The organism is Sphingomonas sp. IW22 (assembly GCF_041321155.1).
GTDB lineage: Bacteria > Pseudomonadota > Alphaproteobacteria > Sphingomonadales > Sphingomonadaceae > Sphingomonas.
Window position 1 is genome coordinate 118,260 of record NZ_JBGGWB010000004.1, and the last position, 24,090, is coordinate 142,349.

The 24,090-nt window shown below is 64.5% G+C and carries 21 protein-coding genes and 2 pseudogenes; 1 reads left to right on the forward strand and 22 read right to left on the reverse strand.

Annotated features, from left to right (window positions below):
* Nucleotides 1–4: 4 nt before the first annotated feature.
* From ACAX61_RS15320 to ACAX61_RS15375, 12 genes are all read right to left on the reverse strand, one after another.
* A complete protein-coding gene (locus ACAX61_RS15320; RefSeq protein WP_037448223.1) occupies nucleotides 5–328 on the reverse strand; it encodes a hypothetical protein in 324 nt (107 codons plus the stop codon).
* Nucleotides 325–1,476, reverse strand: coding sequence for a phosphoadenosine phosphosulfate reductase domain-containing protein (locus ACAX61_RS15325; protein WP_079247000.1), 1,152 nt, complete (start codon nucleotides 1,474–1,476; stop codon nucleotides 325–327). The genes ACAX61_RS15320 and ACAX61_RS15325 overlap by 4 nt, the downstream gene beginning before the upstream one ends.
* Before the next feature lie 38 nt (nucleotides 1,477–1,514).
* Complete coding sequence (locus ACAX61_RS15330; protein ID WP_037448226.1) at nucleotides 1,515–2,159, reverse strand: hypothetical protein; 645 nt, start codon at nucleotides 2,157–2,159, stop codon at nucleotides 1,515–1,517.
* A gap of 84 nt (nucleotides 2,160–2,243) precedes the next feature.
* Nucleotides 2,244–3,002, reverse strand: a complete 759-nt coding sequence (locus ACAX61_RS15335) for a PRTRC system ThiF family protein (RefSeq protein WP_037448228.1) — start codon at nucleotides 3,000–3,002, stop codon at nucleotides 2,244–2,246.
* Nucleotides 2,992–3,651 carry a PRTRC system protein A gene (locus tag ACAX61_RS15340; RefSeq protein WP_046407164.1) on the reverse strand — a complete coding sequence of 220 codons (660 nt, stop codon included), beginning with the start codon at nucleotides 3,649–3,651 and terminating at the stop codon, nucleotides 2,992–2,994. Before ACAX61_RS15340 ends, ACAX61_RS15335 begins: the two co-directional genes overlap by 11 nt.
* On the reverse strand, nucleotides 3,648–4,475 hold the full coding sequence (locus ACAX61_RS15345; RefSeq protein WP_046407166.1) for a PRTRC system protein B: 828 nt from the start codon (nucleotides 4,473–4,475) through the stop codon (nucleotides 3,648–3,650). The genes ACAX61_RS15340 and ACAX61_RS15345 overlap by 4 nt, the downstream gene beginning before the upstream one ends.
* A 7-nt stretch (nucleotides 4,476–4,482) precedes the next feature.
* Nucleotides 4,483–5,400: a hypothetical protein gene (locus ACAX61_RS15350; protein WP_205499366.1), complete on the reverse strand. Its 918-nt coding sequence runs from the start codon at nucleotides 5,398–5,400 to the stop codon at nucleotides 4,483–4,485.
* 22 nt (nucleotides 5,401–5,422) lie between these two features.
* The gene (locus ACAX61_RS15355) at nucleotides 5,423–5,647 is read right to left on the reverse strand and encodes a hypothetical protein (RefSeq protein WP_205499365.1); all 225 of its coding nucleotides are present in this window, start codon (nucleotides 5,645–5,647) and stop codon (nucleotides 5,423–5,425) included.
* A gap of 2 nt (nucleotides 5,648–5,649) precedes the next feature.
* Nucleotides 5,650–5,856, reverse strand: coding sequence for a PRTRC system protein C (locus tag ACAX61_RS15360; protein ID WP_046407168.1), 207 nt, complete (start codon nucleotides 5,854–5,856; stop codon nucleotides 5,650–5,652).
* A 43-nt stretch (nucleotides 5,857–5,899) separates the two neighbouring features.
* Nucleotides 5,900–6,328: a PRTRC system protein E gene (locus ACAX61_RS15365; protein ID WP_046407170.1), complete on the reverse strand. Its 429-nt coding sequence runs from the start codon at nucleotides 6,326–6,328 to the stop codon at nucleotides 5,900–5,902.
* A 36-nt stretch (nucleotides 6,329–6,364) separates the two neighbouring features.
* Nucleotides 6,365–7,972, reverse strand: coding sequence for a PRTRC system ParB family protein (locus tag ACAX61_RS15370; protein WP_046407172.1), 1,608 nt, complete (start codon nucleotides 7,970–7,972; stop codon nucleotides 6,365–6,367).
* A gap of 129 nt (nucleotides 7,973–8,101) precedes the next feature.
* Nucleotides 8,102–9,016 carry a deazapurine DNA modification protein DpdA family protein gene (locus tag ACAX61_RS15375; protein ID WP_370715637.1) on the reverse strand — a complete coding sequence of 305 codons (915 nt, stop codon included), beginning with the start codon at nucleotides 9,014–9,016 and terminating at the stop codon, nucleotides 8,102–8,104.
* 75 nt (nucleotides 9,017–9,091) lie between these two features.
* Between ACAX61_RS15375 and ACAX61_RS15380 the strand changes: the two genes are divergently transcribed.
* Nucleotides 9,092–9,580: a hypothetical protein gene (locus tag ACAX61_RS15380; RefSeq protein ID WP_370715638.1), complete on the forward strand. Its 489-nt coding sequence runs from the start codon at nucleotides 9,092–9,094 to the stop codon at nucleotides 9,578–9,580.
* Between the two features lie 6 nt (nucleotides 9,581–9,586).
* Here the strand turns inward: ACAX61_RS15380 and ACAX61_RS15385 are convergent, their stop codons facing one another.
* The 10 genes and pseudogenes from ACAX61_RS15385 to ACAX61_RS15430 form a co-directional block, all read right to left on the reverse strand.
* The gene (locus tag ACAX61_RS15385; protein ID WP_370715639.1) at nucleotides 9,587–10,051 is read right to left on the reverse strand and encodes a thermonuclease family protein; all 465 of its coding nucleotides are present in this window, start codon (nucleotides 10,049–10,051) and stop codon (nucleotides 9,587–9,589) included.
* A 39-nt stretch (nucleotides 10,052–10,090) separates the two neighbouring features.
* Complete coding sequence (locus ACAX61_RS15390; protein WP_370715640.1) at nucleotides 10,091–10,291, reverse strand: hypothetical protein; 201 nt, start codon at nucleotides 10,289–10,291, stop codon at nucleotides 10,091–10,093.
* A 41-nt stretch (nucleotides 10,292–10,332) separates the two neighbouring features.
* Nucleotides 10,333–10,674, reverse strand: a pseudogene (locus ACAX61_RS15395) (DUF6927 domain-containing protein); the annotation flags it as partial.
* Between the two features lie 20 nt (nucleotides 10,675–10,694).
* A complete protein-coding gene (locus ACAX61_RS15400) occupies nucleotides 10,695–12,617 on the reverse strand; it encodes a reverse transcriptase domain-containing protein (RefSeq protein WP_024018999.1) in 1,923 nt (640 codons plus the stop codon).
* A 612-nt stretch (nucleotides 12,618–13,229) separates the two neighbouring features.
* Nucleotides 13,230–13,496 (reverse strand): annotated as a pseudogene (locus ACAX61_RS15405) (DUF6927 domain-containing protein); the annotation flags it as partial.
* A 30-nt stretch (nucleotides 13,497–13,526) separates the two neighbouring features.
* On the reverse strand, nucleotides 13,527–14,474 hold the full coding sequence (locus ACAX61_RS15410; protein WP_370715641.1) for an ArdC family protein: 948 nt from the start codon (nucleotides 14,472–14,474) through the stop codon (nucleotides 13,527–13,529).
* Nucleotides 14,475–14,569: 95 nt separating this feature from the next.
* Nucleotides 14,570–16,684, reverse strand: a complete 2,115-nt coding sequence (locus tag ACAX61_RS15415; protein ID WP_370715642.1) for a ParB/RepB/Spo0J family partition protein — start codon at nucleotides 16,682–16,684, stop codon at nucleotides 14,570–14,572.
* A 385-nt stretch (nucleotides 16,685–17,069) separates the two neighbouring features.
* Nucleotides 17,070–21,293, reverse strand: a complete 4,224-nt coding sequence (locus ACAX61_RS15420; protein WP_370715643.1) for a strawberry notch-like NTP hydrolase domain-containing protein — start codon at nucleotides 21,291–21,293, stop codon at nucleotides 17,070–17,072.
* A 77-nt stretch (nucleotides 21,294–21,370) separates the two neighbouring features.
* Entirely contained in the window at nucleotides 21,371–22,225 is an 855-nt protein-coding gene (locus ACAX61_RS15425) for a DUF7146 domain-containing protein (protein WP_370715644.1), read from the reverse strand.
* A 115-nt stretch (nucleotides 22,226–22,340) separates the two neighbouring features.
* On the reverse strand, nucleotides 22,341–23,645 hold the full coding sequence (locus ACAX61_RS15430; protein WP_170172179.1) for a replication protein RepA: 1,305 nt from the start codon (nucleotides 23,643–23,645) through the stop codon (nucleotides 22,341–22,343).
* Between the last annotated feature and the right edge of the window lie 445 nt (nucleotides 23,646–24,090).

Consider the following 24,090-nt stretch of genomic DNA (forward strand, 5'->3'; position numbering starts at 1 on the left):
AAGGTCAGAGCAGACGAGGCTGACGGGCGTGATCGTCCAGCATTTGCCGTGCGAAGCGCTCGGCGCCCGCCTGGTCGGTTGATGGGAGCAGGTCGTGTGTGCAAAGCAGGCGAAAGCTATGATCGCGTTCCATCGCGCACAGCCATCGATCACGGCCCTCGACATCCACCATCGTGAGGGCGAGGCACCGCGACCCGGCATAAGGGTTGGTGTCGATCGGATCGCCGGCGAAGCCGGCCAGCGACCAGAAGCGCCAGCCGAGCGGCGGCTGATCCTCGATCTCGGCGGTGAGGCGACATTGGCCGATGGCGACATCGATCGCCGTCATCGCGCGGCCTTCCGTGGCGCGACCGCGAGAAGCTCGGCAAATCGCTCCATGATCGAAACCGCGGTGGGAAAGCGGTCTGGCAGGGAATGGCGTGCCAGGATCGGGCGCCGGGCCGCGGCAATGTCCTCGGCCTCGGCCGGAGTGGGCAGCCGGGGCGGCCAACCTTTGACGTATCGCAGACCTGGCGGCATCGACGCTTCTAGACGGCGGCGCTCGAGCTGGTCGGCCTTGGCGCGCGCGACGTCCGACCTGAGCCCGGCGCTCAGCAGCCGGGGCGCGACGTCGGCGAGCCACCGCGTCGGCTGGAAGGGGAACGTCGAACGAGCCTCGATGCCGACCAGTTCACGATAAACCTCGGCATTCGACGGCGCCGCTGCCGACGCCTCGAGGTCCTGCAGCGAGGCGAAAATGCAATAGCGACAGGACAGCCGGCTCGAGCCCCACGTCGAATAAGCTTCATGCAGCAGGATCCCGAGCATGCGGTGGGCGTGAAACACGTCGCTGCTCGTCCAGTCGGCAATCGGATGCCACGTCATCATCGTCGTTCCGTGCCGGTTCCCGGCCTTGGCGTACCGCTCGTCGGCCTTGGCGATCGGGATCGAGGCCCGGTTGTGGCTTTCGTCGCGGCGCAGCCCGAGAACGGAGATGATTTGTTCGCCCTGGTGCATTCGGGCAACCGCCGGTCCGATCACCGCCGCCTTCATTTCGGATTGGCAGAAGCGAAGCGATGCCGACGACCACGGTCCGATCAGATTATAGGTCTCGAGCGCCGCGTATCGCCGCTTGCCGCTCTCGAAACGCTGGATCCAGCGATCGACCAGGTCGCCCGCCGCTCGCCGGACGACAGTGAGCGGCATGCCCGCCTCGGCGGCGATGCGCTGGACGGTCTCCGGGGTCGTGGCCCATTCGGCACGGCCGAGATCGGCATGGATCGCCATCCGCCGTTCGCGCGGATGACCGACGAGATCGAGGAATAGGTTGACCGCGGCCATCGCGGCGCTCGAATCCTTTCCGCCCGACAGGTTGAAGACGATCCAGGCGCCGGCCCGGATAGCGCCGATGATTTCGGGCGTGAGGGCAATGCCCGGAAGCTCCGGGCTGATCATGTGCGATGAAGCCGCCGAGGCGAGGCGAGCGTGGTGGATCATGGTCTGCTCCGGCGGCGAGAGGGCGAACGCGAGGCCGGTCAGGCGAACAGCCGATCCGCCTGGGTGACGGACGGCGAGAGCTGCAGGTCCCGCCGAAGCTGCTGCGCAAAGCGATCGGGGGCGAGCAGTGCAGTGACGGGCGCGAAGTGATTGCGCTGGCCGCAATAGTCGGTTCGGCCGCTGACGCGGCGGTAGAGAACCTCCCGATCCTGGCCCAGCCCGCCTAGCGAGAGCTGGACATAAACCTCGTCACCATGGAGCGTGATCTCGCCGGAGACCGCAGCACCGCCCTTGTTGGAGCGGACGGAGTAGCTCTCGGCCTCGAGGCCCAGGGCCTCGGCGAGCCGGCGCATCGCGGTCCGCCCTTCGGCATGGAAGGTGCGCTTCGCGGCCTCGTCATAGGCGACGCCGCGATAGGCGAGCGTGCGAAGCACAGGATGTCGGCGGATTTCGGCGATCTGGTCCATGCAGGTGCGGCGCAGGGCCATGCTGTCCGGGCGGCGCTCGGCTACCGACACGAGGTGCCTCACGAGCAGGATGACGGCTGCGTCGGTCTCAGCGTCCTTTCCGGCATTGCGACAGTCGGTGATCGCCGCGTGAATGGCGTGCAATCCTGCGCCGATGGTGGTCAGGGCGCTGGGGTCGAGCGCCTGCTGGTGGCGCATCGCGACATCGTAGGTCATGGACGGGGTACTCCGGTCTCAAGCGCAAATCCGCTCGACCAGCCCCTCCCCTCTCTTCTCCTTCACGCCGGCGGGCGTCGACGATCAAGCAGCCGCCGGCAGGGGTATCGGGGCGCAGCGTCCGCTGCCGAGATTGATGAAAGCTCCGGCGTGACCGATCGACCCGCGACCGAGCAGGTCGAACAGGAGTGAGAGCGCGTGGCTCGCGACGATGCGGTTCACGAAGAGGGATTGTCGCTCCAGGGCCTCGGCGACCGAGCAGGATGGCGCGTCGTCGTCCGGCACGCTCTCGTCAGCGAGTTCCGGAAAATATTCGAGGACGGTGGGCAGGCGACGCTCGTTCCGGCGATGGGCAGCGGCGGGGCAGCCGATGATGTATTGGCCATCGCCGGCGCGGTTGCCGAGGTCCAGCCAATAGGCGGGTGCCTTGGACCCTCCACCGAGCGCGGCGCCGAGGGCGCGGCGAGCTGAGGCGGTATCGACGCAGCTGATCAGAATGTCCGCCCCCGATACATCGATCGCCTCGGGCGCTCGGCCGTGAACGGCTCGCCAGGCGAGACCGTGCGCAAGGTTGATCCGCTCCGTCAGCGTATGGGCTTTGGAGTTGCCGAGATCGCAGCGGTAGAAGGGCTGCCGGCCGAGGTTCGCCTCGGTTACGACGTCATCGTCGACCACGATCACATGAAGGGATCGCGACGAAATTGCGCGCAACGCCGTATCGAGCGAGGCGAGGCCCATCAGAATCTGGGCGCCATTTCCCCCGCACCCGATCAGAACGACATTGATTACGCGGTGGTGGAGCCCTTCCGGCAGGAAGTGGCGATCACGTGTTTCAGGCGTCATGGCCGTATCCTTCGAAGGGGCTGCGCGGGAGCGGAAGAAACATCCCGCCGGCGCAAAGCCGAGAGGCAAACTCGGGACTGTCGGGACCGCCAAGGCGACCGATGACGAGCGCAATCTTGGTCGCGTGAGCGTCATCGGCATCGTCCGTGGCGCTGAAGAAGGCCCGGCCATGGCCGTGGCTGTGGATATCGCAGACGATGTGGCGGTTCCCGGGCAGGACAGGTGTCCGATAGACCAGGCGCGACGGCGTCGCCTGGTCGATCTGCGGGAAATCGAGAAGGAAGCGCCGATCGTCCTCGTCCCACACGATGAAGGCGGCCGCCTCATTGGGCAGCGCCGCGCCGAAATGATCGATGATCTGGGCCAAGAACGCCCGCGGTATCAGGCCGCACCGAAGGTTGGCGCGAGGCTCGCCCACGCTGCCATAGGGAAGGTAGGCGGCAATCGGCGGCGTGACAGGCACATCGAGCTCGAGCCACGGGCGCCTGACAATCAGGAAGACGCCGTCTCGGCCGATCGCGAGGCAATGGCCCGCGCGCGAAGCCCGTACCGCGTCCAGGCCGGGTGAGCTGCCGCTCGGCGGCGCAGGGAAGCACGGGACGGCCGCGAGCAAGGCAGCCGCCGTGGGGTCATCGGCGAGAGCCGTCATCGTCTCGTCCTTTCGATGAGTTGGCCAAGCGTCAGCGGCTCGATAGCCTTGCGGGACGATGCCGCAACCGACCGACGTTTGACGGCGAAAGCCTTGAGACGCCTGACCGGGAAGCGGGCGGCGCGGCGCGCCGCAAGGTCGTCCCAGAGGGAGATGAGTCCACCCTTGCCCGAGACCGTCTGGTCCTGCCCGTGATTGGGATGAGTCGACCAGGACTCGAACAATGCCCGCTCGAAGTCCGGGATGGCGGAGACGGACAGCGTTCCGGGCTTCGGGATATTCCCCCAGCAAAGCGTGCCGTCGGCGTAGACATTGAGGATCGGCGAATGGAAGACGATAGAGTCGGCAGTCGGCCGCTCATCCTCTCGAAGCGCGTAGACTCCCAGCGATCGCTTCGTGGCAACGAGCAGGTGGGCCGGGTAAGGGACCGAAACCACCGTTCTGGTGGAAAGAGCCTTCAGGCCGGCGAGCGGCGTGCTCAGATTGAAGTAGGCCGGACGAACCTCCGCCGGGATCCACCACGCGAGGAGATCCTGGTGCGCAACGAGCACGTTGTGCGGGAGGAGCTCGGGCGCGGCGGCGCGACCCAAGGCCTCGGACCATTGGCGCAGGTGCGCCCGTGTCAGCGGCGTGCCGGCGGCGATCCTCGGCCCGGCGTCGTCATCATGCTCGATGTGATGAAGGCTGGCGAACGCCCGCCCATCCTGGCCGGGAGCGCCGTAGCGCGTGCCGCTTCTCGCGGCCTCGGTTCGATAAAGCAGGATGGCGTTGGTCAGCACCAGCCCGCCGGCGGTGGCTTCGAATTGGGTCGAATGCTTTGACATGGCTGCCTCACAGGGTGTCGGGATCGAGCTGGATCAGCTCTTGGGCGGCGAGCAGAAGCCGGGCGCCCGCCTCGAGCGATGCGAACCAATCGGTGACGCGAGCGGCGTCCGGCAACGGGCAGAGGCCGGCGATGTCCATGAAACCGTATTCCATGCCGTGGCGTGCGACATCGTCGACCTCGCGCGCGAACTGCTCGACGGGCACGAGCGTCAGAGGAGGCAATGACGAGCACTCCTCCAGGTCCGGCAGATATTCGTGGAGGGTCGCGCCGTCGAAATGCCAGGCGTTCTTCTCATCCGGCAGGGCCCGAAGCGCCCGGTGGCTGCATCGCAGATTGCGAAGCGCGCTGCGCAGGCCGTTCGGCAGCGACCGCAGCGGCGCTGCGTTCGCCGCGATCATCCAGTCCGGCCTTCTGTCATTCATGTCAGAGGGAAGGATGGTGTCTTCAAGATCCTCCGGATCGGCACCATGATAGGCCACGAGCGCGTCGCGAGCGGCTTTGTCCTCGATTTCGCCATCCCAATAGTACATCGAGATTTCTTCGAAGAGATCGTCGTAGCCGAAGATCGGAAGCGCTGAGCCCATGGTCCGGGCGAGCGCGGTATAGGCAGCGGCGCGCCAGCCGATCTGGGCGTCGCTGGTCTCGATCCAGCCGAGGTCGAGCTGTCCCATACTGTCGCAGACGATGGCGATGGCCGGCGCGTCCATGTCCTCGCTGTTGAGGACGGCGACGCGCAGTTCGGCCAGTTCGAGCGGCCTGAGAATATCCAGAACCGCCTTATCGAAAACGCGCTCGATGCGGCGTCGAGCCTCAGCGCGCGTGCAACGCCGTGCCGTCTGGTCGCGCGATGCGACCCAACCGCCAATCAGCTTGTGATGACGTGCAAGCGGCTGATCGAAACTGACCGGGATCTCCCGGGACAAGACGACCGACCGACCGGCCAGGTCAGCCGAGCGGGGGCAGTCGCAAGCCGTTGGGAGACTGGAGGGGCTCGGCCGGTTCGCCGTGTTGCGATGCCGGGTCGATGAGGATCTTGAGGTGGAGGGCCTGGGCCTGCGGGTCGCAGGGTGGTCCGGGAGAGCGGGTAGCGTCGCCATCATCGAACTCGATCCATTCGAGAAGTGTCTTGCGGGATGCGGCGGGAAGGACCGCGTCGGCCTTGCGCGCCACGGCTATCCCTTGGTGCCGACCGCGCGGCGGTACTCGGTGACATGGGTACCCGCGGTGACGCCGGCGTCGACCAGTTCGGCGTTCAGGATCGCGGGATAGAGAGTGGCGTGATACGCGCGCAGGCCCTGCGGGTCTTCGGCAAGGTGGGGCGGAACCGGAAGGTCGATCCCGTCATATCGATAAGCGCGCGAAAGGTGATTGATCTGCATGGGGCTTCTCCTGAGAGATTGAACACGGGCCGAAGCGGGGCCGTCACCAAAGACTTGCCGGCTCGTTCGATTTGGCCTCGGCCGGGAGCGCGCTCGGAGCTGGTGCCGGCGACGCGGAAGTGGTCGCCGTCTTTGCCGGCGCCGGTGTTGGCCTTGCCTTGGCGGCCTCGGCCGAGGCGAACTTGGCGGCTTCAGCGGCCTCACGTTGATCGGCGATCTGATCGGCGAGAGTCTTGCGCGTCGCGATCAGCTGACCGAGTGCGCCGTCGGCGCCACGCGCGAGTTCCGCGTCGATTTCCGCTGCGCTTGCGGTGATCGAGATGGGCCGTGTCTCGGCGACCTCGAGGGCGGCCGCCGTGCCCTCGACCTTCCGAGGGATGACGGTCAGGGTCACAGTGTCGTCCGGCCCGGCGACAAGGTCGAACCCTAGCGAATAGCGGTGGAGCAGTGGGAGCAGGTTTGCGATAAGCATGGTCGTTCGTCCTTGTTCGGATGCGAGGAAAGTGGATCAGGCGGCGAGCGCATCGACGCGGCGGCTGGACATCGGGGCGGCGCCGGGCGCCGCGCCATATTGCCCGTCGAGGGTCATCGCGCTCGGCAGCCGGCCCGCCCAATCGAAGCCGGCGGCGTTCAGCATTCCGGTGACCAGATCGGCCTTCTTGGAGCCGAGAAGCTTGGCGAAGGCCTTCTCGCCCATGTGCGAGATCAGCCCGCACTCCCGGGCGACGAACTTCAGCTCGTCCTTGGTATATCGCTCGAGAAAGCCGCGATCGACCTGCCAGACCTGACGGATGTCGACGTCGAACGCCCTTGCGAGATCGGCGACATGGCTGAACGATTGCACGTCGCGGGCGTAGGCGGCGCCGATCGCCGAGAGCGCGGTTGCCGCCTGGGCCTCGGAAAGTTCGCGAACCTCATTGATTTTGCCCCCGAAGTCCAGATCAGGGAAGGACGGGTTGACGAGAAGGCCGGCTCGCGCCGTCAGCGTGCCCGACTTGATCTGGGAGAGCGTCCCGGTCAGCGCGGCGACGAGGATGGCGGTTCGAGCATCAAAAGCGTTGTCTGCGAGCCCGCGCGCCAGCGCGGTGCGCCAGGTTGCCTCCCGCAGATCGCTTGTGCGGCCCGCGATCGACTTCGCGGTGACGCTGGGGCCATTGGCATTCGCGTTCGATCGCACGGTCGCCCGACCTGACGGAGTTCCCGGCGCGAGCGCGGCTCGCCGAGCGGTCGCCTCGACCCCGTCCGCGCGCTCATCTTCCTGATCCTCGGCCTCATCAGCTTCGGCGAGGTCGCCTTCGTCGGGGGTGTCATCGGCTGCGGCGGAACGATCCTGCTCTTCCTGACGGGCCTGCTCGACCGCGTCCGTCTTGAGCTGGAAGCATGCCGCGTTGGTGCAATGGCCATCGTCGACGTGGGTCTCGAAGAGCGCGCGTTGGGTCCCGGAGTTGAAAGGACAGGTCGTGCATTCGGACTTGTCGAAACAGGCGTCGGCAAGGTTTTGGGTTACGCGCATGAGGAGGTCGCGGGTCTTCCCGATGTCGAGGCCGGCTCCCAGGATAGTCTCGAGCGCCTTGTCCTGCTTGTCCGCCGGCACGGCGGCGAGCAGCTCGGCGTGGCCGACCTTGATGCGGCGCTTGTCGAGCGCGAGCTTCACCGCGTCCGAAAGGTTGGCCAGCGCGAGGCGGCGGTCGAGCTTGGCGCGCGACCAGCCAAGACGTCGACCGGCCTCGCCGCGGTCGTTCTGGCAAGCGGCGAGGACCCGGACCGCGGCATCGGCCTGCTCGGTTTCGGAGGCGTCATCCCGGATATCGTTTTCGTCGATCGCCGCCTCGAGCGCTTCCTGGTCGGTCATTTCCCGGATGATGACCGGCGCTTCGCCGTCCGCACCGAACGCCTCGAGCGCGGCGCGATACCGCCGCCCGCCGGCGACGATGATGTAGCGATCCTTGCCATCGTCGGCCGGACGCACCAGAATCGGCTGAAGCATGCCGCGCAACCTGAGCGACGCGACAAGTTCGTCGTGCTTCTTGCTGTCGAAATAGCGGCGCGGGTTGTAGCCGATGGCTATCCGGGCGAGTGGGACCATGGTGGTTCCGGTGGGCTGGGGTGCGGTCACGGCCGATCTCCTTGCAGGGTAGCGGGGCACCTCCGTCGGGGATGGGCGCCTCACTCTGGCGAGCCTCATGCTCACCCCATTCCTGCCCCCCTCCCCTCTCATCAGCCGGCGAGCCGCTCGCGGTAGATGTCAGCCGCCCATTGCTCGAGCCTGCGCCATCGCCGTTTCCCAAGGGTCCGTCGGGAGGCGATCGGGTTCCGCAGGCCGATGGTGCGGCAGGCGCAAAGGGTGGCTGGCAAGACGTGCGTGCTGAGCCGCCACCCACCGCGCCATATGGTCGGCCACGAAGCGGTCGCTCTTGGATACACGGGCCTGGCGGGCGGCCTGGCGGGCGCTGATGCCGTATGCCTGGCTGTCGATCGACGCGACCCGGTGCCCGAACGGAAGCAGGTATGGCAGCGCCGAACCCTTCACGCCAAATGCGTGCAGCCGGACCCCCTGGGGCAATATCTGATCCAGATGGTCGATGACGGCGATGACCCCCTCCGGACCATGGACGTCTCGCCGGCACATGCTGCCGACGCCGATCAGCGACCCGGACTTCAGCGATCCCCACAGCGCATCTATGCAGCGCTCATAGTCTTCCGGACGGCGGCCCTGGATGACCGGCATCAGGGTGTCGGCGATGCCGTGATCCTGGGCGAGACGGCGACAGTCGAGATTGGCGCGGATCGTGCGCGAGAGGCGGTCGATGACCTCTTCGCGGTCGCGAGCGATTTCTGCCTCGACGCAATAATCGGCGCTCGCCCACCACCGGAATGGGTAGGCCGCAGCAAGAGCGACATAGTCGGCGAGCGACCAAGGGAAGCCGCCATATCGAGCCGCCGCGACGAATCCGGCGGAGTCCAGGAAGAGCGCCGCCACTCCCTTGGCATTCCTCAGCTGGGAAAGCCGCCACCCGTCCCATTCCCGCCACCCCCGGCGCTCGGTCCAGCGAGACAATCCATTCGCGGAAATAAGCGCGGGCTGCTTCAATGCGCGAGCTTGGGCGAGGATCGGTCCCTCGCTTAGGTGCGGCAGCCCGACGATGATCTCAATCGGCATGACGGGCTCCTTGGGCATGGTGATATTGACGGCTCGGCCCGTTCACGATACGTTCCTTGGCGCAGGAGATTTGCCATGACGACGACACCGTTCCGCGAGCGCTTCGACCTCGACATCACGCTGCGAGATGCGGCGCTGGATTCCGAGAACCGGCCGACGCGCCGGATGATCGCGAACGCGTCGATCGGGATGCACGTCGAGGACGCCTATTATTCGGTTCGTGAACTGCGCGAGGCGGTGAGCTGGGTTCATGAGGGCATCCCCGCCGGCAAGGGGAAGCTGTCCGAGATCCTCGCCAACGACGGCGCCGACGACTTCCAGCGTTGCGTCTATTTCTGCCTGGCCGGGCGCGGCGTGGTGGCGATGCTCGACGATCTGGAATGGCTCGAGGATCTGCTCGAACGCCGCGGCCGGGTGGCTGGAGAGCAGAAGCGGCTGAAGGCGACGGCTATGCCGCTCACGAATCCCTATGTCGCCGATGCCCCGGACGGTCCGATGGTCAGGCTGGACGCCGCCTTCGAGCAGGGCCCCTCCTGGTGGGCCGATCCCACTTTGTCCGTCTAGCCGGAGTCAACGCTCACACGTCAGGCGCTGACCATGCCGCCAGCGCGAAGGCTCCAGCCAGGAGCCGGCGAAGGCCCCTGCCCGCGCCGCTTTGGCTCGCGCGAAGGCCGTTGCGTAGCGTCGCGCGCGGGTGAGATCGTCGCGGAGATATTGCAGTTCGGGAACGGCAAGGCCGGCCCGGATCATGCGTTCACCGAGGTCCTGCCCGTCGACGATGACTGTCGCGACGGGCCGCCCATAAGAGCTGCCCGACCTGAGGCTGATCCTTGCGGCTTTGGAGCGCAGGGCATTCGCGGCGAAATCCTGCGCAGCCTTGCCACATTTCCAGCAGCCAGAAACATTCTGACAGAGCTGGTGGCGCTCGAACGCATCGACGCCGAGCAGGCGGAAGTCCACGGCCACTGTATCGCCGTCGAGAGCGCGGGCCTTGGCGTCGAAGGATTGTGAGGCGCCCCGTCCGGACACGGTCAACGACAGGTGCGGCCGCGGCGACGAGGGCCAGACTGCGCTTCAAGACACCATCTCGACTTCGACGCGCTCGCCGCAAGTCGGCAAGGTGCAGACACGAAAGGGCTGCATCGGATTGGTGGTTCGCACGATGCTGATGCGGCCCTGGCTCTCGTCGAAGAGCCTGGACGCGACGCGGTTCGCGTTCTCGCGGCTGCAAAGGAGCAGCCGCTTGGGTGACAGAGCGGGGCTCAAGGCTGGCATGGCGGATCCTCTTTCGGCAAGCATGATACCGGCTGAGCGGCTCAGGCAAAGATCGTCTTGTGAACCTTGGTGGTGGGCACGAGCTGCCACTGCCGTTCCATGAAGCGGCTAATCCGGTAGCGGCCGTGATTATCCGGGTCGCGGAACATCAATCTGCGGCCCCGCTTCTCGACGATGAATTCCTGGCCGACATGGCCATCCAAGAAGGTGAGAGGCTCGTGGAGACGGATCCGATCGCCATCCGCGACCTTGCGGGAGCGACGTTTCAGATTCTCCGCGCAACGGCGGCGCCAGTCGAGGGCGTGCTCCCTGTCGGTCGGCGTCAGGAGGTCGAGGATGTGCCGTGGGCAGTTGTCCTCACAGGGGCCCATCGATTCCGTCAGTCGGGTAGGATTGGTGCTGCTCATGGAGTCAGCCCTGATCCCCCCGCCGAACCGCACGTGCAGCTTTCACCGCATGCGGCTCTCCACTGTGACGAACCATCACTTTGCCGTAGATCGGGCAGGCGGCCTCTGTGAGTATCCCAGTGGCATTGCTCGCACAGGACCACCGTCCTGCGGGCGCGTGCCACCTTCATTCTCACGACAAAACCGCGGTGCGAAACATCGGCCATCCCCCGGATATGGTGCACCTGACACGGAACATCGGATCGACCGCAAGCCTCGCATTGCTTGGCATTCTGACGATCAACCCAGTCCGTACGTGAGTGGGTGAACACCTGCGTCCAAGGCTGGATATCAATCCTGGACGAGGTGGCCGGATCACGTTTCAGATGAGCCAGTTTCCAGACTTTGACCGATCGGGGCTGGCCATCGACGTCGTAGCCGATGGTGAATTCCTGCCCCGTCCTCATGCGGGCCACGACCGCTCGCACATTGGTTTTGTGCTTGCTGGCCAAGGTCTTGAACAAGCTCCACCGCTGGAGAAACTCAAGCCTGTTCAGCTTGAAGCTCACATCCTTGGCGAGAGCATAGTAGTTCGCAAAACCCCGCAATTCGGCGTTGTAAGCTAGGACGATCTCAACGTCGCTGCAGCTGAGCAGCAGGCTACGATGACGCGGCTTCAACACCGACAGATCACCATAACCTTTTGCAGAAGCGAACGCGTGGACCTTCTCCCAAGGGACATGCAGCTGCATCACTTCCGACGGCGGCCTACGAAGGAAGCTGACGGAACCTTGTCGGCTCCGGACAACCCGTTGGCGTGTCGTATATGTGCGGACCTCATATCCAAGGAAGGCGGCTCCATCGCTCGCCTTGCGGATACCGCTTTTCTCCTCGGACACCGTGAGCGCCAGCGCCTCGGTCAGGAATGCCCTGACTTCGGCGAACACGCTTCGTGCATCCTCCTTGCTACCGATAACCCCAATCATGAAGTCGTCCGCGTAGCGACAGTAACGAAGTCGGCGATAACCGGGGTCCATCGCGTCTCTCGACGGGATGGACCGCTTTTGCGGCAGTAAGGTTTGGATTTTGGCCAAGGAGGCCGCAACCTTCACCTCGTCGACATTGTCTTTGGCCCGCAGCATGGTGACGCGCTTCCGTTGTTTCTGGATGCGCCCAGCCAGTCGCCCATATTCCGGGTTCGTGGCACGGACCTTCCCCCTCTCGAAAGCCGCGATCCGTTCCGCCATGAACATATCGAGTTCATGGAGGTAGATGTTGGCCAAGATTGGAGAGACGATACCGCCCTGCGGAGTGCCGCTGTAGGTCCGGGTGTGAACCCGGTCTTCCATAACACCCGCCTTAAGCATGCTGCCGATCAAGCCGATGAATTTCTCGTCATCGATCCTTTTCCGCAACAGCCGCAGGAGGATGTCGTGGTCGATGTTCTCGAAGAACCCCGCGACATCCACATCTACGAGCCATTTCACCCCCGTCCATACGGCTTTGACGTGTTCAAGCGCCGTATGACACGACCGGCCCGGCCGGAATCCATGGGAGGCGTTCGAGAACACCGGTTCATAGATCCGTTCGAGCAGTTGCCGCGCCACTTCCTGAACGAGGCGGTCGTCGCGCGTGGGAATGCCCAGCGGACGCCGTTTGCCCTTGCCTTTCGGGATAAACACCCGACGCACTGGTTTGGGATCATAGGTCCCTGCCGTCACGCTGGCGATAATCGGGTCGAGGTCTTCCGGTCCGAAGTCCGCGAAGGTCTCGCCGTCAATACCCGGCGTCATCGCACCCTTGTTGGATCCGATCTTCTGGAGCCCCTCCTCCCAAAGGAGGCGAGACCCCATCAGACGATAGAGTCCATTCACCCTTTTGCCCGACGCAACGAGCGCCGGAATGGCCTCCAACCGGCCTTTCACAGTTTCTGGCAGCATCAGCACACCCCATGATCGGTGGTTGAAGAATCACAGCTGCCGCCCTTCCCCCGGTCTTCCCCGCTTTCGGCCCGATCGCTCGAGACCTTATACAGTTGCACCGCCGCCTCCGAAGAGGTCGATGTCCCGGGCATTACCCCGGGCATTTGAGTAATATGGCGGCTCCGTACCCATGCAGGCCGGCAGAAGCCGCCTGTTTAGGGCATCCCGTAGTTACGCTGAATGGAGATGCGGCGCGGTTAGGTGTCCCGTTCGTCCACTAAACCCCTCGACGAGAGGCGCACCGGATGGGCTGAGAAACAGGCGGCCAAGACATGAGACCGCTGTCATCATCCGGACCTGGCGTGACAGTCGCTTTCGCCAGTATCGCTATATAGATTGCTGCAGACTGGGATTTAAGCAGTGTAGCCTTCACCATACGCACCTTGCCCTGACCGTCATCGCCTCCATTTGCGACTAAGACGCATCTGGCCTTTTCCGAACATGCTATTGTTCCCCGTCCCTTTCGGGATTTCAGACCTTGTGAGGCCCGAGGTTAGTCCGGCGAGCAGAGGCATTCTCAACTTACCTCATCATCACTGATACTCCATTTCAGCGCCGCAACGGCGCACTGTCCTTGTAGCCGAATTGCTCGCCGGTCTTGCTGCGAGGATTCCAGATAACCTTGCAGATGATCGCGAACACCTCGCCGCCGGCCCCATTCGTCATCAGCTGCGCGGCCGCATAGTAGGTGCGGTTCTGCGCGCAGGACGAGGCGAGCACCCTGAGGCCGGATGTCCCGCCATCCACGGTGCGGGTATAGGTGAACTGGTCGTCGAGATAGGCCTTCGCCGAGGCGTGACCGCCCATCGACGTGAACGGCATGGTGAGCCATCCCATGAGGAACTCCTTTCGAAATCGGGAGAAGGGTCACGCCGCCGCAGGCAGTGCGGCGACAGGACCGGACGCCGAGGCGCCCCGCGCCTGGTGATCGGAGCCGAAAGCGAGCAGATAATTGAACGCCTGCTCCGCCTTGGCCGCCGCGTGGATGATCGCGGTCTTGTCGGCGCGCAGAATGCCGAGCCAGTGAGCGACATAACTCGCGTGATTATCGTGCAGCGTGTTGGGAAGGCCGAGCTGCGCGCAGACGAGGCCGCTCCCGATCTCCGCGACCAGTTCCTCGAATGCGTAGGCTTGATCACCGAACCGCTTGCCGAACGTACGCGCGAGGCGGGTGGTGCCGCCCGACCAGTGCGTCGTCTCGTGCGCGCGCACTGACGCATAGTGATCCATCGTCTTGAAGGATCGCTGATGCGGCATCTGGATATAATCGAAGGTCGGGTGGAAGAATGCGCGATCGCCGCCGTGGCGTACATCCGCAGGGATGGCGCCGAAGAATGCGTCGATCGCGCTCTGCCGAGCCGACGGGTCGACCGGATCGGCAGTCTCCGCGCCGGGATAGAAATAAGCCGGCAAGCCGTCGATCTGATCGGCATTGAAGACGACATAGTGGCGCAGGAACCGAATGTTCTTCTCGGTCTCGGCGCCCGTGACGGGGTTAGACTCGGTTTTCTTGAAGCTGGAATAATAGACCGACAGCGAGCCGCTTTCACCGCGGCGGACATTTGCGCCCAGGGCCTCGGCCTGTCGGTAGGTCATCCAGTAGCGCGATCGATAGCCATTCGCATCGGCGATCGCCCAGAGGTAGACAGTGTTGATGCCGGTGTAAGGCGTGCCGCAGTGACGGAGCGGTCGGCCCCCGGCGCCACTCACGCGCCACGGCCGGCTCCACGGGGGCACACCTTCCTCCAGTTTGCGGATGATCAGGTTGGTGATCTCGGCGGCGACGTCCCGGCTCGGTTTCTGGTTGGCGCGCATGGCGATGGGCTCCGGTCGCGCGAGAGCTAGCCGCCGACGCAAGGGCGACGGCGACTAGATCCCTCGATGTTGGTCAGGATGATATGGCGGGCGGGTCAGGCCTCGACGGCGTCAAGGACGTCTTCGTCCTCGGCCGTGGGCAGAGCTCCGCCATCGTCGGAAAGGCCATTGGGCTCGGCCTCGTTGAAGGGATCGACGATGGCGCCGTCCGGGACGTCGAGGAAGCGCATCGCATTGGGCACCCAGGCGAGCGCGGCCTCTTTGACCTCGGACTCGACGATCAACTCGCCGGCGAACAGCTTCTGGCAGCTCTCGGAGATTTCGGTCTTCTTGAGCGATGCGTGCCGTGCTGTTAGGGACGGCCCGCCGATTTCGTGCAGAAGGCTGAGAATGGTGCCCTTGTTCACGCGGTCGAAGAAATTCTCCGAGGTAGGCCGCCACCAACCCGCGACATCGACCTCGAGAATTGTAGCGAGCCGGTTGTGCAGAGGTATCTGCACATTGGAGAGACCAGGCTTCGCCTCAAGCGACAGCGCGACGATATAGGCGAGCCAGTTGGCCTTGCGTTCGTCATCGAGGGCGCGGAATGCCTCGAAGCGCTCGATCTCGCTGTCATGCTCGGTCCAGGCAGCATCGAGACCGTCATGAGCCTCAGCCAGATAGGCGCGCGCGCGGGAGCTCGGCATGTCGCCGACGAACGGGTCCTGCGGGCCCATCGCCTGGATCGTCGTGCCATATCTGGCCGCACTGTCGGAGGCGCCGCCGGCCGAGCACATGCGCGCGTCGATCATTACGAAGAGGGCAAAGTCGAGCGCCAGAGCGGGCTGCGCCAGTAGGCACGATGCAAGGATGTCGCGCCGCTGGATGGCAAGTTCGTCGTACAGCCGCCCGCTGAGCGGCTTCCCACCGGGTGCCACGGCCTCGGGCCGATGGGCCGTCGGAGAGGAGCCACGCTCGGCAACGCGGATTCTCCCCGCACCCGGTTCCTCGTCGCGACGCGTGCTGTCGCGAGCAGGATCGTCTTCGCCCGTGACTGGCCCGGCCGGCTTCTCGATAACGATCGGCTGCTCGCTGTAGAACTGGGAGTCGAGCCGCATTTCCCCCTGGGGTGTCAGGACGAGAAACGCGCCCACATGCGCCTTCAGCTCATCCGGCAACGCCGGAGGACGGTTCTCGATCGCCTCGGCCTCGGCGATGAGCCGATCGTCTTCCTGATCGAGCGCCTTGAACTCGTCCTCCGGGAGGCCCGGCTCCTGCATCTCGAGCTCGAGCACGTTGCGGCGCTCGGCAATCTCGGCGAGCCGCGCAATCTGAACCTCGGTCAACTCGGGCGACTGGAGAATGACCCGATAGAGGCCGTGGGCCGCGTTGTGCGTGTAGTTGCTGGCGATTGGTCGGATCCACGCGAGCCCCGTCTCCTCGCCGATCCGCCGGGCTTCGTTCTCCATGATCTCGCCGGCGAGCCGGTGGGCGATCTCGGGATTGACCCAACGATCGTTGCCGTCAGTGAAAAGGTCGCCGTCGATCTTTCCGCCGGCCGCCCGATAGCGCGGCTCGCCGACCAAGATGGCGATGGGGTCGCTGGCCTTCAGCGTCTCGTTCTCGATGACGCGGCGGATCGTGTCGGCGGTCACCTCGCTCTGCTTGTAGGTGTTCCAAACGAGCAGCTGCTTTTCCCGATTCTCCGTGGACGCATATGCCTTCGCGATATCGAGCGTGATCTCGCCCTTGCTCAGCGCCTCGAAGATCGGCTCTGCGAGCGCGGCGAGCCGGAGGCGACCCTCGACGAAGCGGCGGGTGACGCCGAACCGCTTGGCCACCGCGTCTATGTCGCCGCTCTTGCCGATGAAGTGCTGAAACGCGCGGCACTCCTCCGCTGGCGTCATCTTGAGCTGGTGGAAGTTGGTGGCGGTCGACGTTTCGGAGAGCTCGGCGTCCTCCCCGGTCAGCACCATGACCGGAACATCGTAGTCGGTCTCGGAGATCGTGCCGCGGTCCGCCAGGAGACGAAGCGCGCGCCAGCGGCGGCCCCCGTCGAACACCTCGAAGGTGCCGCGCGGCTTCTTCGCCGGCGTGACGAGAAGGTTCTGCAAAACGCCCTTGGCCTCGATGCTCGCGGCCATGGGTCCGATCTGTAGCTGTTCGTCCGGCGCCGTGCGCACGTTGATCGGCGAGAGACGCAGCTTGCTGAGTTTGACGGTCTGGATCACGGGGGATACTCCTCATGGCGCCCGGCAAGTTCCGGACACCATCTCCGACCCCCCTTCCCTCTCTCTGCTTCAGGACGTTCTGGTCCTCGCGCGTCCGCGCCCCTGTTGTCGCATGCATGCGCCCGATGTCGGACCGCGCGCAAAAACGAAGGGCCGCCCTTTCGGACGACCCTTCCATTGTCCTGTCTTAACGAGCAGCTCAGCCGAGCCGGACCCCCGAGGCGGAGGTCTTGCTCATGAGAACCGCCGCACGCGGCATGTGACAATGAGACATCTGACCACCTCCTTTCCGTTGTTGAACGATGGCTAAGATGTGGGCGCCCTACGCGAATTTCAATCCGGCGAATATTCGCGTTCGCTTATCGCCCAATGTCGAAAGGCGAGTTCACGATGTGCCGGCAAGGATCCGATCCAGGGTCTCATCGGCCGTGGCCATAGGAAGGAAGACCCGCGTCCGGTACTGGATCACCTCGGTGAAACAACCGAGGGACTTGAGCCATGCGAGTTGCTGCGGCGGTGCACCGACCAGTTCGATCCGCTGGGAGCCGTTCACCAGGGAGCGTTTGATCGTCATCGGGAAGGGCCGGGTCAGATCGACGCTGCGTCCCGACGAGGCAGACTTGACGATATCCGTGGGTGGCATGTTCTCGGCACGGTCGATGCCGAGCCTCGTGAAGAGTTGCACGACATGCTCGTCGAAGACGAGGCGTCCGAGCCAGCTGTTGCCAGCCTTGTCCGCGATCCGGTTGACCACAAGATGATCGCTCGGCAGCGCGGACCAGATCGGGAGTAGCAAGCCGGTCGCGAGCCGAATGGTTTCGGTGTCGACCTTGTTCGCTGCTACTTCTGCCTCTTCGAGCCACTTTCGACAAAAGGCGTCGCGGTCGATCGGCGTCCAGGCGCTCTCGAACAGCTCCTGCTCCCGCATGTATTCACGCCGTGTCGGCCGCATAAGCTCGAAGCGCGGAATGGGCGTTCCCTCTTTCTCCTCCATGAGGGCGCGGGCACGGGTCTGCAACGCGACCATGCCGGACTTCCCGTTGATCAGGAACTCGGCTGTAGCATCGCTGTCCGCGATATGGAGGGTGCGGTCCAGCGCGACCGGCGTCCTGCGATGAGCGATCTCGATCGTGAGCAGATGTGATGTCGCCCCACTGACCGGATCGGTTCGCAACAATGTGTCATCGACCAGCGTCGCGGTATCGACGAGGATCGTCTCGACTCCGACGTCGAGACGCCCGGCGTCGCGCGCGGCCGAGACACGGGTTTCGACCAAGGAAAGGAACTCATCGAATATCTTGTTCTGAAGGGCGATCGGGAGCGCCAGGATCCGGTTGAGCCAGCGCTGGATTGGCGGAAGCTCATCCTTCATGACTCCGTCCTTGTCGCAGAGCTCTAGCCCGGTTCGGCGTTCAAACTCGCCATGCGACACGCTGGTCAGCTTGCCGCCGACGAGCAGATGAAACCAGGTGACAAGCGCCGCGCAGGCATATTCGCTCTCGAGATTATCGGCGGGGTCGAAGAGGTTTTGCCCGCCGGTCTGGCGCTGGCCGCGGGTAAGAGCGCCCAGGCTGTCGAGGCGGCGCGCGATCGTGCTCGTGAAGCGTAGCTCGCCCTTGCAATCGGTTGTGACTGGCCGGAACAGCGGGGTGCTCGCCTGATGCGTGCGGTGCGTGCGGCCCAGGCCCTGGATGGCTCGGTCGGCGCGCCAGCCGGGCTCCAGCAACAGGTGAACGCGCTGCTCCTGGTTCGGCACATCGCGCGATGCATGGTATGACCGACCCGTCCCGCCGGCATCGGAGAAGATGAGGATCCGCTTGCGGCCCTGCATGAACGCGGCCGCCTCGGCCTGGCTGGTCCGGGTCGAGCGGGTTTCCAGCTTCTGGCGGCCGTCGGCCATTGAGACAAGCCGCTTGGTCCGCCCCGTCACCTCGGCGACCGTATCGTGCCCGAACTGCTCGAGCAGGCCGTCGAGTGCGGACGTGATTGGCGGCAAGGCACACAGGTCTTCAATGAGCTGTGAACGCGCGGCCTCGGCCTCCGGGTTGTAAACGGGATTTCCCGCCTCGTCTTCCATGGGCACTGAACGCTGCGTGCCGGTGTCGTCGGTAAAGACCCGCATCTGCCGGGTCGGAAAGGCGCGCTCGAGATAGTCGATCACATATTCGCGCGGAGAGAGATCGATCTCGAGCTCGGCTCGTTCGTCGGGACTCAGTGCGTCGAGACGACGATCCAGGATCGATTCTGCGGTGGTAACTAGCTGCAGCACGACCGATTGGCCGTTTGCGAGATGCTGGCGGACGGCAGCGATCACGGTCGGAAGCTTCATGGACAGCAGCACCTGTCCGAAGAACCGCTGCTTGGTGGATTCGAAGCGCGAGCGAGCCGACGCCTTGGCACCGCTGTTCAGCGTGGCGTTTTCCAGCCCGTCGACGACGCCGGTGAGTTCGAGAGCCCGCTCCATGTTCTGGTGGATGATCGACCAGGCGTCGGCATATGTGTCGTAGATTTCGATCTGGGCCGGGGTCAGCTCGTGCCGCAGAATTTCGTACTCGACGCCCGCGAAACTCAACGCTCGGGCCATGTAGAGACCGGTCGCCTTGAGATCGCGAGCCACTAGCTCCATCGCCGCGATGCCGCCTTTGCGGATGCCGCTGATGAATTGCTCGCGATCGGCAAAGGCGGTCTCCGGTCCCCAGAGACCGAGTCGCACCGCATATGCGAGATTGTTGACGTCAGACGCGCCGGTCGCCGAGGCATAGAGCACGCGCGCACCGGGAAGCTGGTTCTGGAGAAGCACGCCGCAGATACCCTGCTGCGATCCTTCCTTGGCCCCAAGGGCGCCCTCCCCGCCCGCGACGCCGCCCATTTCATGGGCTTCATCGAACGCCAGCACGCCTTGGAAGTCGGCCCCCGCCCAATCGACGATCTGCTTCAGCCGGCTGTGATCGCCGCGCATCGAGCGGAGCGTCGGGTAGGTGACGAGAAGAACTCCTTGCTCGAGCCTGATCGGCTCGTCGATCTTCCAGTTGGAGATCGGCTGGATGTCGCCGCTGAGGCCACCAAGCGCAGTCCAATCCCGACGCGCATCTTCGAGCAGCGGCGCATTCTTGGTGACCCATATGTTGCGACGGCGGCCCTGGAGCCAGTTGTCGAGGATGCAGGCGGCAATCTGCCGTCCCTTGCCTGCACCCGTCCCGTCCCCGAGGAAGAAGCCCTTGCGATAGGCTTCGCCGTCCTCGGCAAGGGTCAAGCCGACGCCTTCCTTGTTCGGCTTGAAGCGGCCGGGGATCGTCTGCGCCCAGGCATGCCCCGCATAGACGACCGTTTCGAGCTGGGAGGCGGAAAGCAGGCGCTCGGCCACGGTGCGCTCGGGGAGCGAGGGGACATAGTCGGGGACCGGCGCCGGGATCGATCCCATCGCCACGGATTCGACCAGCGCGGTCGGATGTTCGCCGGCGGTGGCGAAGCTGATGCGGCTTGGCCGGTAGGGAAGATAGACGCCGGTCTGCTCGAGGAGCGGTGCGGGCGTCGCGAGCTTCTCATATTCGACGGGGAGCACATCGTTACGAACCGGCGCGTGAAAGGTCCGCGGTTCTGGCCGGCTGCTCTTGACCGCGCGAAAAAGCGAGATGCCGCCCGACCGCTTTGGCGCAGGCACGCACTCGTCTCGACGGGCCCTCGATCTTTCGGGAACGCGCAGCGCATCGAGAAGCTCGGCCACGGAGGAACGCTGGATCACGGAAGGCGGCGCCTTGCCGGGGACCTTGTCGATCACGAACAGTCGGACGGCGATCGACGTCCCGTGCTTCAAATAGCACTTTTCGAGCCGCACCGAGGTCTGGACGGTGACGTTGCGCAGCACCGTTTCGTACTGGTCGCGCATTCTGGCGCTGGGTCCAAACCAATCAGGCATGATCGCAACCAGACGTCCCCCCGACTGCAGCCGGCGAAGCGCAGCCTGTAGATGGCGGACCGCCGCATAGTCGTCGGCGCCGCGCCCGAGGGAGCGCGAGAACGGCGGGTTCATGAGGATGAGCGAGGGTCGCTCGGCAGCAGCCAAGGTCGAATTGATCGTTGCGCCGTCCTCGCCGGAGATCGTAGCCTCCGGGAAGACGTGGTGCAGCCGCCCGCGGCGGAGGGGATCGAGCTCGTTGAGGTGGAGGGCTTTGTGTTGCCCGATTTGAGCGACAAGCAGTCCGTTGCCGGCGCTCGGCTCGAGGATGACGTCATCGGGCTGGACGTCCGCAAGCAGGACGGCGACGGCGGCGATGTCGACTGGCGTTGAAAATTGCTGCCAGTCGAGTTGCTCCTCGCTCCGCACCGTCTGGGTCGGGAGCCTCTCCGAAAGTGCGATCAGGCCGCTGACTTCGGCAAAAGAATTCAAGCCCTGGCCGCTTGAGCGGAGGTGTACGGCGAGCGCATGTTCGAGGACCTCGAAGCTCGTGCGCTGAGTCCAGCGGCCGTCGGCGTCGGACCCGCCGAAAGCGGTGACCATGATATCGTTGATCAGGCGCCGGCTGATGACGCTGTCCGCTGCGAGGTGCGGAAGGAGCAGACGCGCGGCATGATGGTCGGCGCGATCGGCCGCGTGGAAGAGGTCGGTCATCTCGGGATCTCCTGCGTGGCTGCACCCTCAGCAGCATCACGCTCTCGATCCCCCTCCCCTCTTCCGGCGCCGAGCGCCTAGGCGCCGATGCGCTGGACGGTGGCGTCGAGGGCTTTCGCCCAATCCTTGAACTTTGCCGGGGGTGGTGCCCGGCGGATGATCAGACCCGGCCGTCGATAATGGTTCTCGGCCTTGTCGGCCGCGCGCCGGCCTTCGGCGTCATTGTCCTGGGCGATGAGCAGCGTATCGATCGCGGACGGGATGATCAGTTGATCGAGACGCCGTGCGCCGAGAGAAGCCCAGCAGGGGATGGCGTTGAGGCGAGCGAACGCATCAGCGGTTTCGAAGCCCTCGGCAATCGCAAGGATCGTGCCCCCCTCCCCGCCCCGCCACGAGCCGTTCCCAGGCGTGCCGAGCATTACCTTGCGCGTATAGTGGGCGGTCGCTGGGTCGAGAAAAATCCGCTGAATGGCGACCAGTTGACGGGTCTCGCGCACCGCGATCAGCAAGGCCGGCTCGAATACCGTCTTCGGCTTCGGCATGTACGGGCACCGCGGATGGAAGCGCACCTCGCGTGGCGGCGGAAGGAGGTTGCGGCGAGCGAGATAGCGCTCGGCCAGGGTGCCTCGAACATCGCCAGCCTGATCCCAGAGCCGCTCGACATTGGCCGGGCGCTGCGGATCCGTCGCGTCGGGTGCCGCATAATGGCGACCTGGTCGGATCCGGCGGAGTTCCCTCAAGACGTCCTCTCGCGAGCATCCGGCAAAGCAGGTGACGAGGATCCCGCGATCACCTTGGCGGATCGACAGGCTCGGATCGCTGTCGCTATGAGCTGGGCAGCGGCACATCGCGATATAGCCGCTCCAGGTACCGCCGAGTGCCCCGACGATGTCGACTAGTTCCTGCGTCGGTCTCTTGGCTGTAAGCGGCATAATTCTACCTCCTGCTTACACGCTCGGCCCTCCTTTCCTCTCTGCCGTCGACGTGCGACTTGGAGACAGATTCAGCCTGCGCTCGCCTCAACGCGAACGGCTCGGAGATCATCGGTCAGTCGTCGCTTCGATTCGCGCGGCGATCAGCATAGGCGACGACGAATTTCTCCCAGATCCGCAGCCACTCTGTATCGGTGCGCGGCCGGTTGAAATCGGGGCATCCTTTGCGGAATGCAGCCGCCATGTCATCCACCGACCACGGATGGCCCTTGTTCAGCGCGATCTGGCGGAAGACTGCCTCACGCGTGCCGTAGGAGAGAGACCCGGCAGGGAACGGGAGAGTCGGTGCATCGTCCTTCGCAAGCGTGGGCTTCGCTGGATGGCGTGGTTTGACCGATGATCTCGGTGCCGTTTCCGGAGCCTCGCCCCCGACGAGCCGAAGGTGCGGGCCGACGAGCTTGCGCTCCAGCGGTGCCGGTGACGGATGCAGGATGACCTTTCGCCCGGAGAGATCGACATTAGCGTTGGGATAGACCGCTGACACGATCTGCATGGTTTCGCGTACGGTCTGTCGGAAGCGCTTGCTGTCCGCTTCGTTGCCCAGGTGCTTGGCGAGTTGGTCCCACGAGATGACCTGACCCTTGTCCGATCCTATCCGCGGGAGCCGGTAGGCAAGGTAGGTGTAGAGATCGAGCGCCGTTGGCGTACCCTTGAGCTCGCGGATGGCGATCTCATTGAGTGGCACGGCATGGTCGATAAGGTGCGTGTAGAACGCCTCCGACATACGTATTTCGCGCGCGAATGAGCCGTTCTTGTCGAGCGAACCCGCATATTCGTTGGAGATCTTCACGTCCCGGACGGCGAAGGCGTTGTCCTCCGTGTCAGTTCCGTCCCAGCGGATTTGCCACTCGCACGCCAGCAGCCGATCCACCTGCTCCCGCATCAGGTTGGCCGTGCCGCGCGGTCCATAGGAAACCGTCTGGTAGCCAAGGCGGCGCATCCATTCGGTGAAGTTGCGGCCCAGATAAACGTCCCGCGACTGCTTCATGACCGCCTGGGAAAGGAGGTAGATCAGGGCAACGCGCGGATAGGCGCCATAAGGCACACCAAGGCTTCGCATGACGGACTTGCCGTCAACATTCTGAAGCACCGGCCTGGGATTGATGGCCAGCGCATATTTCCCGTCTTCACGGACGATGGGCTGAGTGTCGTCCTTGGGTCGCTTGGTCGGCAGCGACATCGCACAAAGCGCGGAATGGAGGAAGGCAGGGACCGGTTCTTCGTCCTGCACGCGCAGGAACGCGTCCAAGGTGAGCTGGGTGCCGGCAGTGGTGGCGAGCCTGCGGACGCTCTCCTCCCCACCGTTGAGCATGGCTAGTGCGTACTGATGCCCCAGCGGCTTATGCTGATCCCCATTCATGGTCTGCCCTTCCCCCCGAATCTGCCGGGGGCTCTGATGAGCATGTCTCAACAGGTTTGAGGCTTGAAATCAACCCCGTTGGCAGTTTGGGAGGGGAAACGTCCGTCAGAGTTGCAGAAACACCGATGATGTCGGTGCCGTTTTGCGCCCTGCCCTGCCCTCCTTCACCCAAAAATGGAAAAATCAAGCCGATTCGCGAATCGGTTTTTTATAGGGTGATTCTAGTAATAGGTATGCGCTCTGAGATCATCGGTCGTTCCGCACCGAGATCATCGTTGGTAGGCACCGAGATCATCGCAAGGTACTGAGATCATCGGTGGTTATCCACAGCCAGCCCTTTGTCGGCGCGGTGACAGCGGCGTACTTTACACCATACCCAAAAGGAACGGAGATCATCGGTCGTAGCCGCCGCGCGTTGGCCAGAAAGCATGCTCAGGTGCAAAGG

Coding starts and splice junctions, on each gene's coding strand:
- ACAX61_RS15320 (WP_037448223.1), bottom strand. CDS start 328: ATGACGGCGATCGATGTCGCCATCGGCCAATGTCGCCTCACCGCCGAG.
- ACAX61_RS15325 (WP_079247000.1), bottom strand. CDS start 1,476: ATGATCCACCACGCTCGCCTCGCCTCGGCGGCTTCATCGCACATGATC.
- ACAX61_RS15330 (WP_037448226.1), bottom strand. CDS start 2,159: ATGACCTACGATGTCGCGATGCGCCACCAGCAGGCGCTCGACCCCAGC.
- ACAX61_RS15335 (WP_037448228.1), bottom strand. CDS start 3,002: ATGACGCCTGAAACACGTGATCGCCACTTCCTGCCGGAAGGGCTCCAC.
- ACAX61_RS15340 (WP_046407164.1), bottom strand. CDS start 3,651: ATGACGGCTCTCGCCGATGACCCCACGGCGGCTGCCTTGCTCGCGGCC.
- ACAX61_RS15345 (WP_046407166.1), bottom strand. CDS start 4,475: ATGTCAAAGCATTCGACCCAATTCGAAGCCACCGCCGGCGGGCTGGTG.
- ACAX61_RS15360 (WP_046407168.1), bottom strand. CDS start 5,856: ATGCAGATCAATCACCTTTCGCGCGCTTATCGATATGACGGGATCGAC.
- ACAX61_RS15365 (WP_046407170.1), bottom strand. CDS start 6,328: ATGCTTATCGCAAACCTGCTCCCACTGCTCCACCGCTATTCGCTAGGG.
- ACAX61_RS15375 (WP_370715637.1), bottom strand. CDS start 9,016: ATGCCGATTGAGATCATCGTCGGGCTGCCGCACCTAAGCGAGGGACCG.
- ACAX61_RS15380 (WP_370715638.1), top strand. CDS start 9,092: ATGACGACGACACCGTTCCGCGAGCGCTTCGACCTCGACATCACGCTG.
- ACAX61_RS15390 (WP_370715640.1), bottom strand. CDS start 10,291: ATGCCAGCCTTGAGCCCCGCTCTGTCACCCAAGCGGCTGCTCCTTTGC.
- ACAX61_RS15400 (WP_024018999.1), bottom strand. CDS start 12,617: ATGCTGCCAGAAACTGTGAAAGGCCGGTTGGAGGCCATTCCGGCGCTC.
- ACAX61_RS15410 (WP_370715641.1), bottom strand. CDS start 14,474: ATGCGCGCCAACCAGAAACCGAGCCGGGACGTCGCCGCCGAGATCACC.
- ACAX61_RS15420 (WP_370715643.1), bottom strand. CDS start 21,293: ATGACCGACCTCTTCCACGCGGCCGATCGCGCCGACCATCATGCCGCG.
- ACAX61_RS15425 (WP_370715644.1), bottom strand. CDS start 22,225: ATGCCGCTTACAGCCAAGAGACCGACGCAGGAACTAGTCGACATCGTC.
- ACAX61_RS15430 (WP_170172179.1), bottom strand. CDS start 23,645: ATGAATGGGGATCAGCATAAGCCGCTGGGGCATCAGTACGCACTAGCC.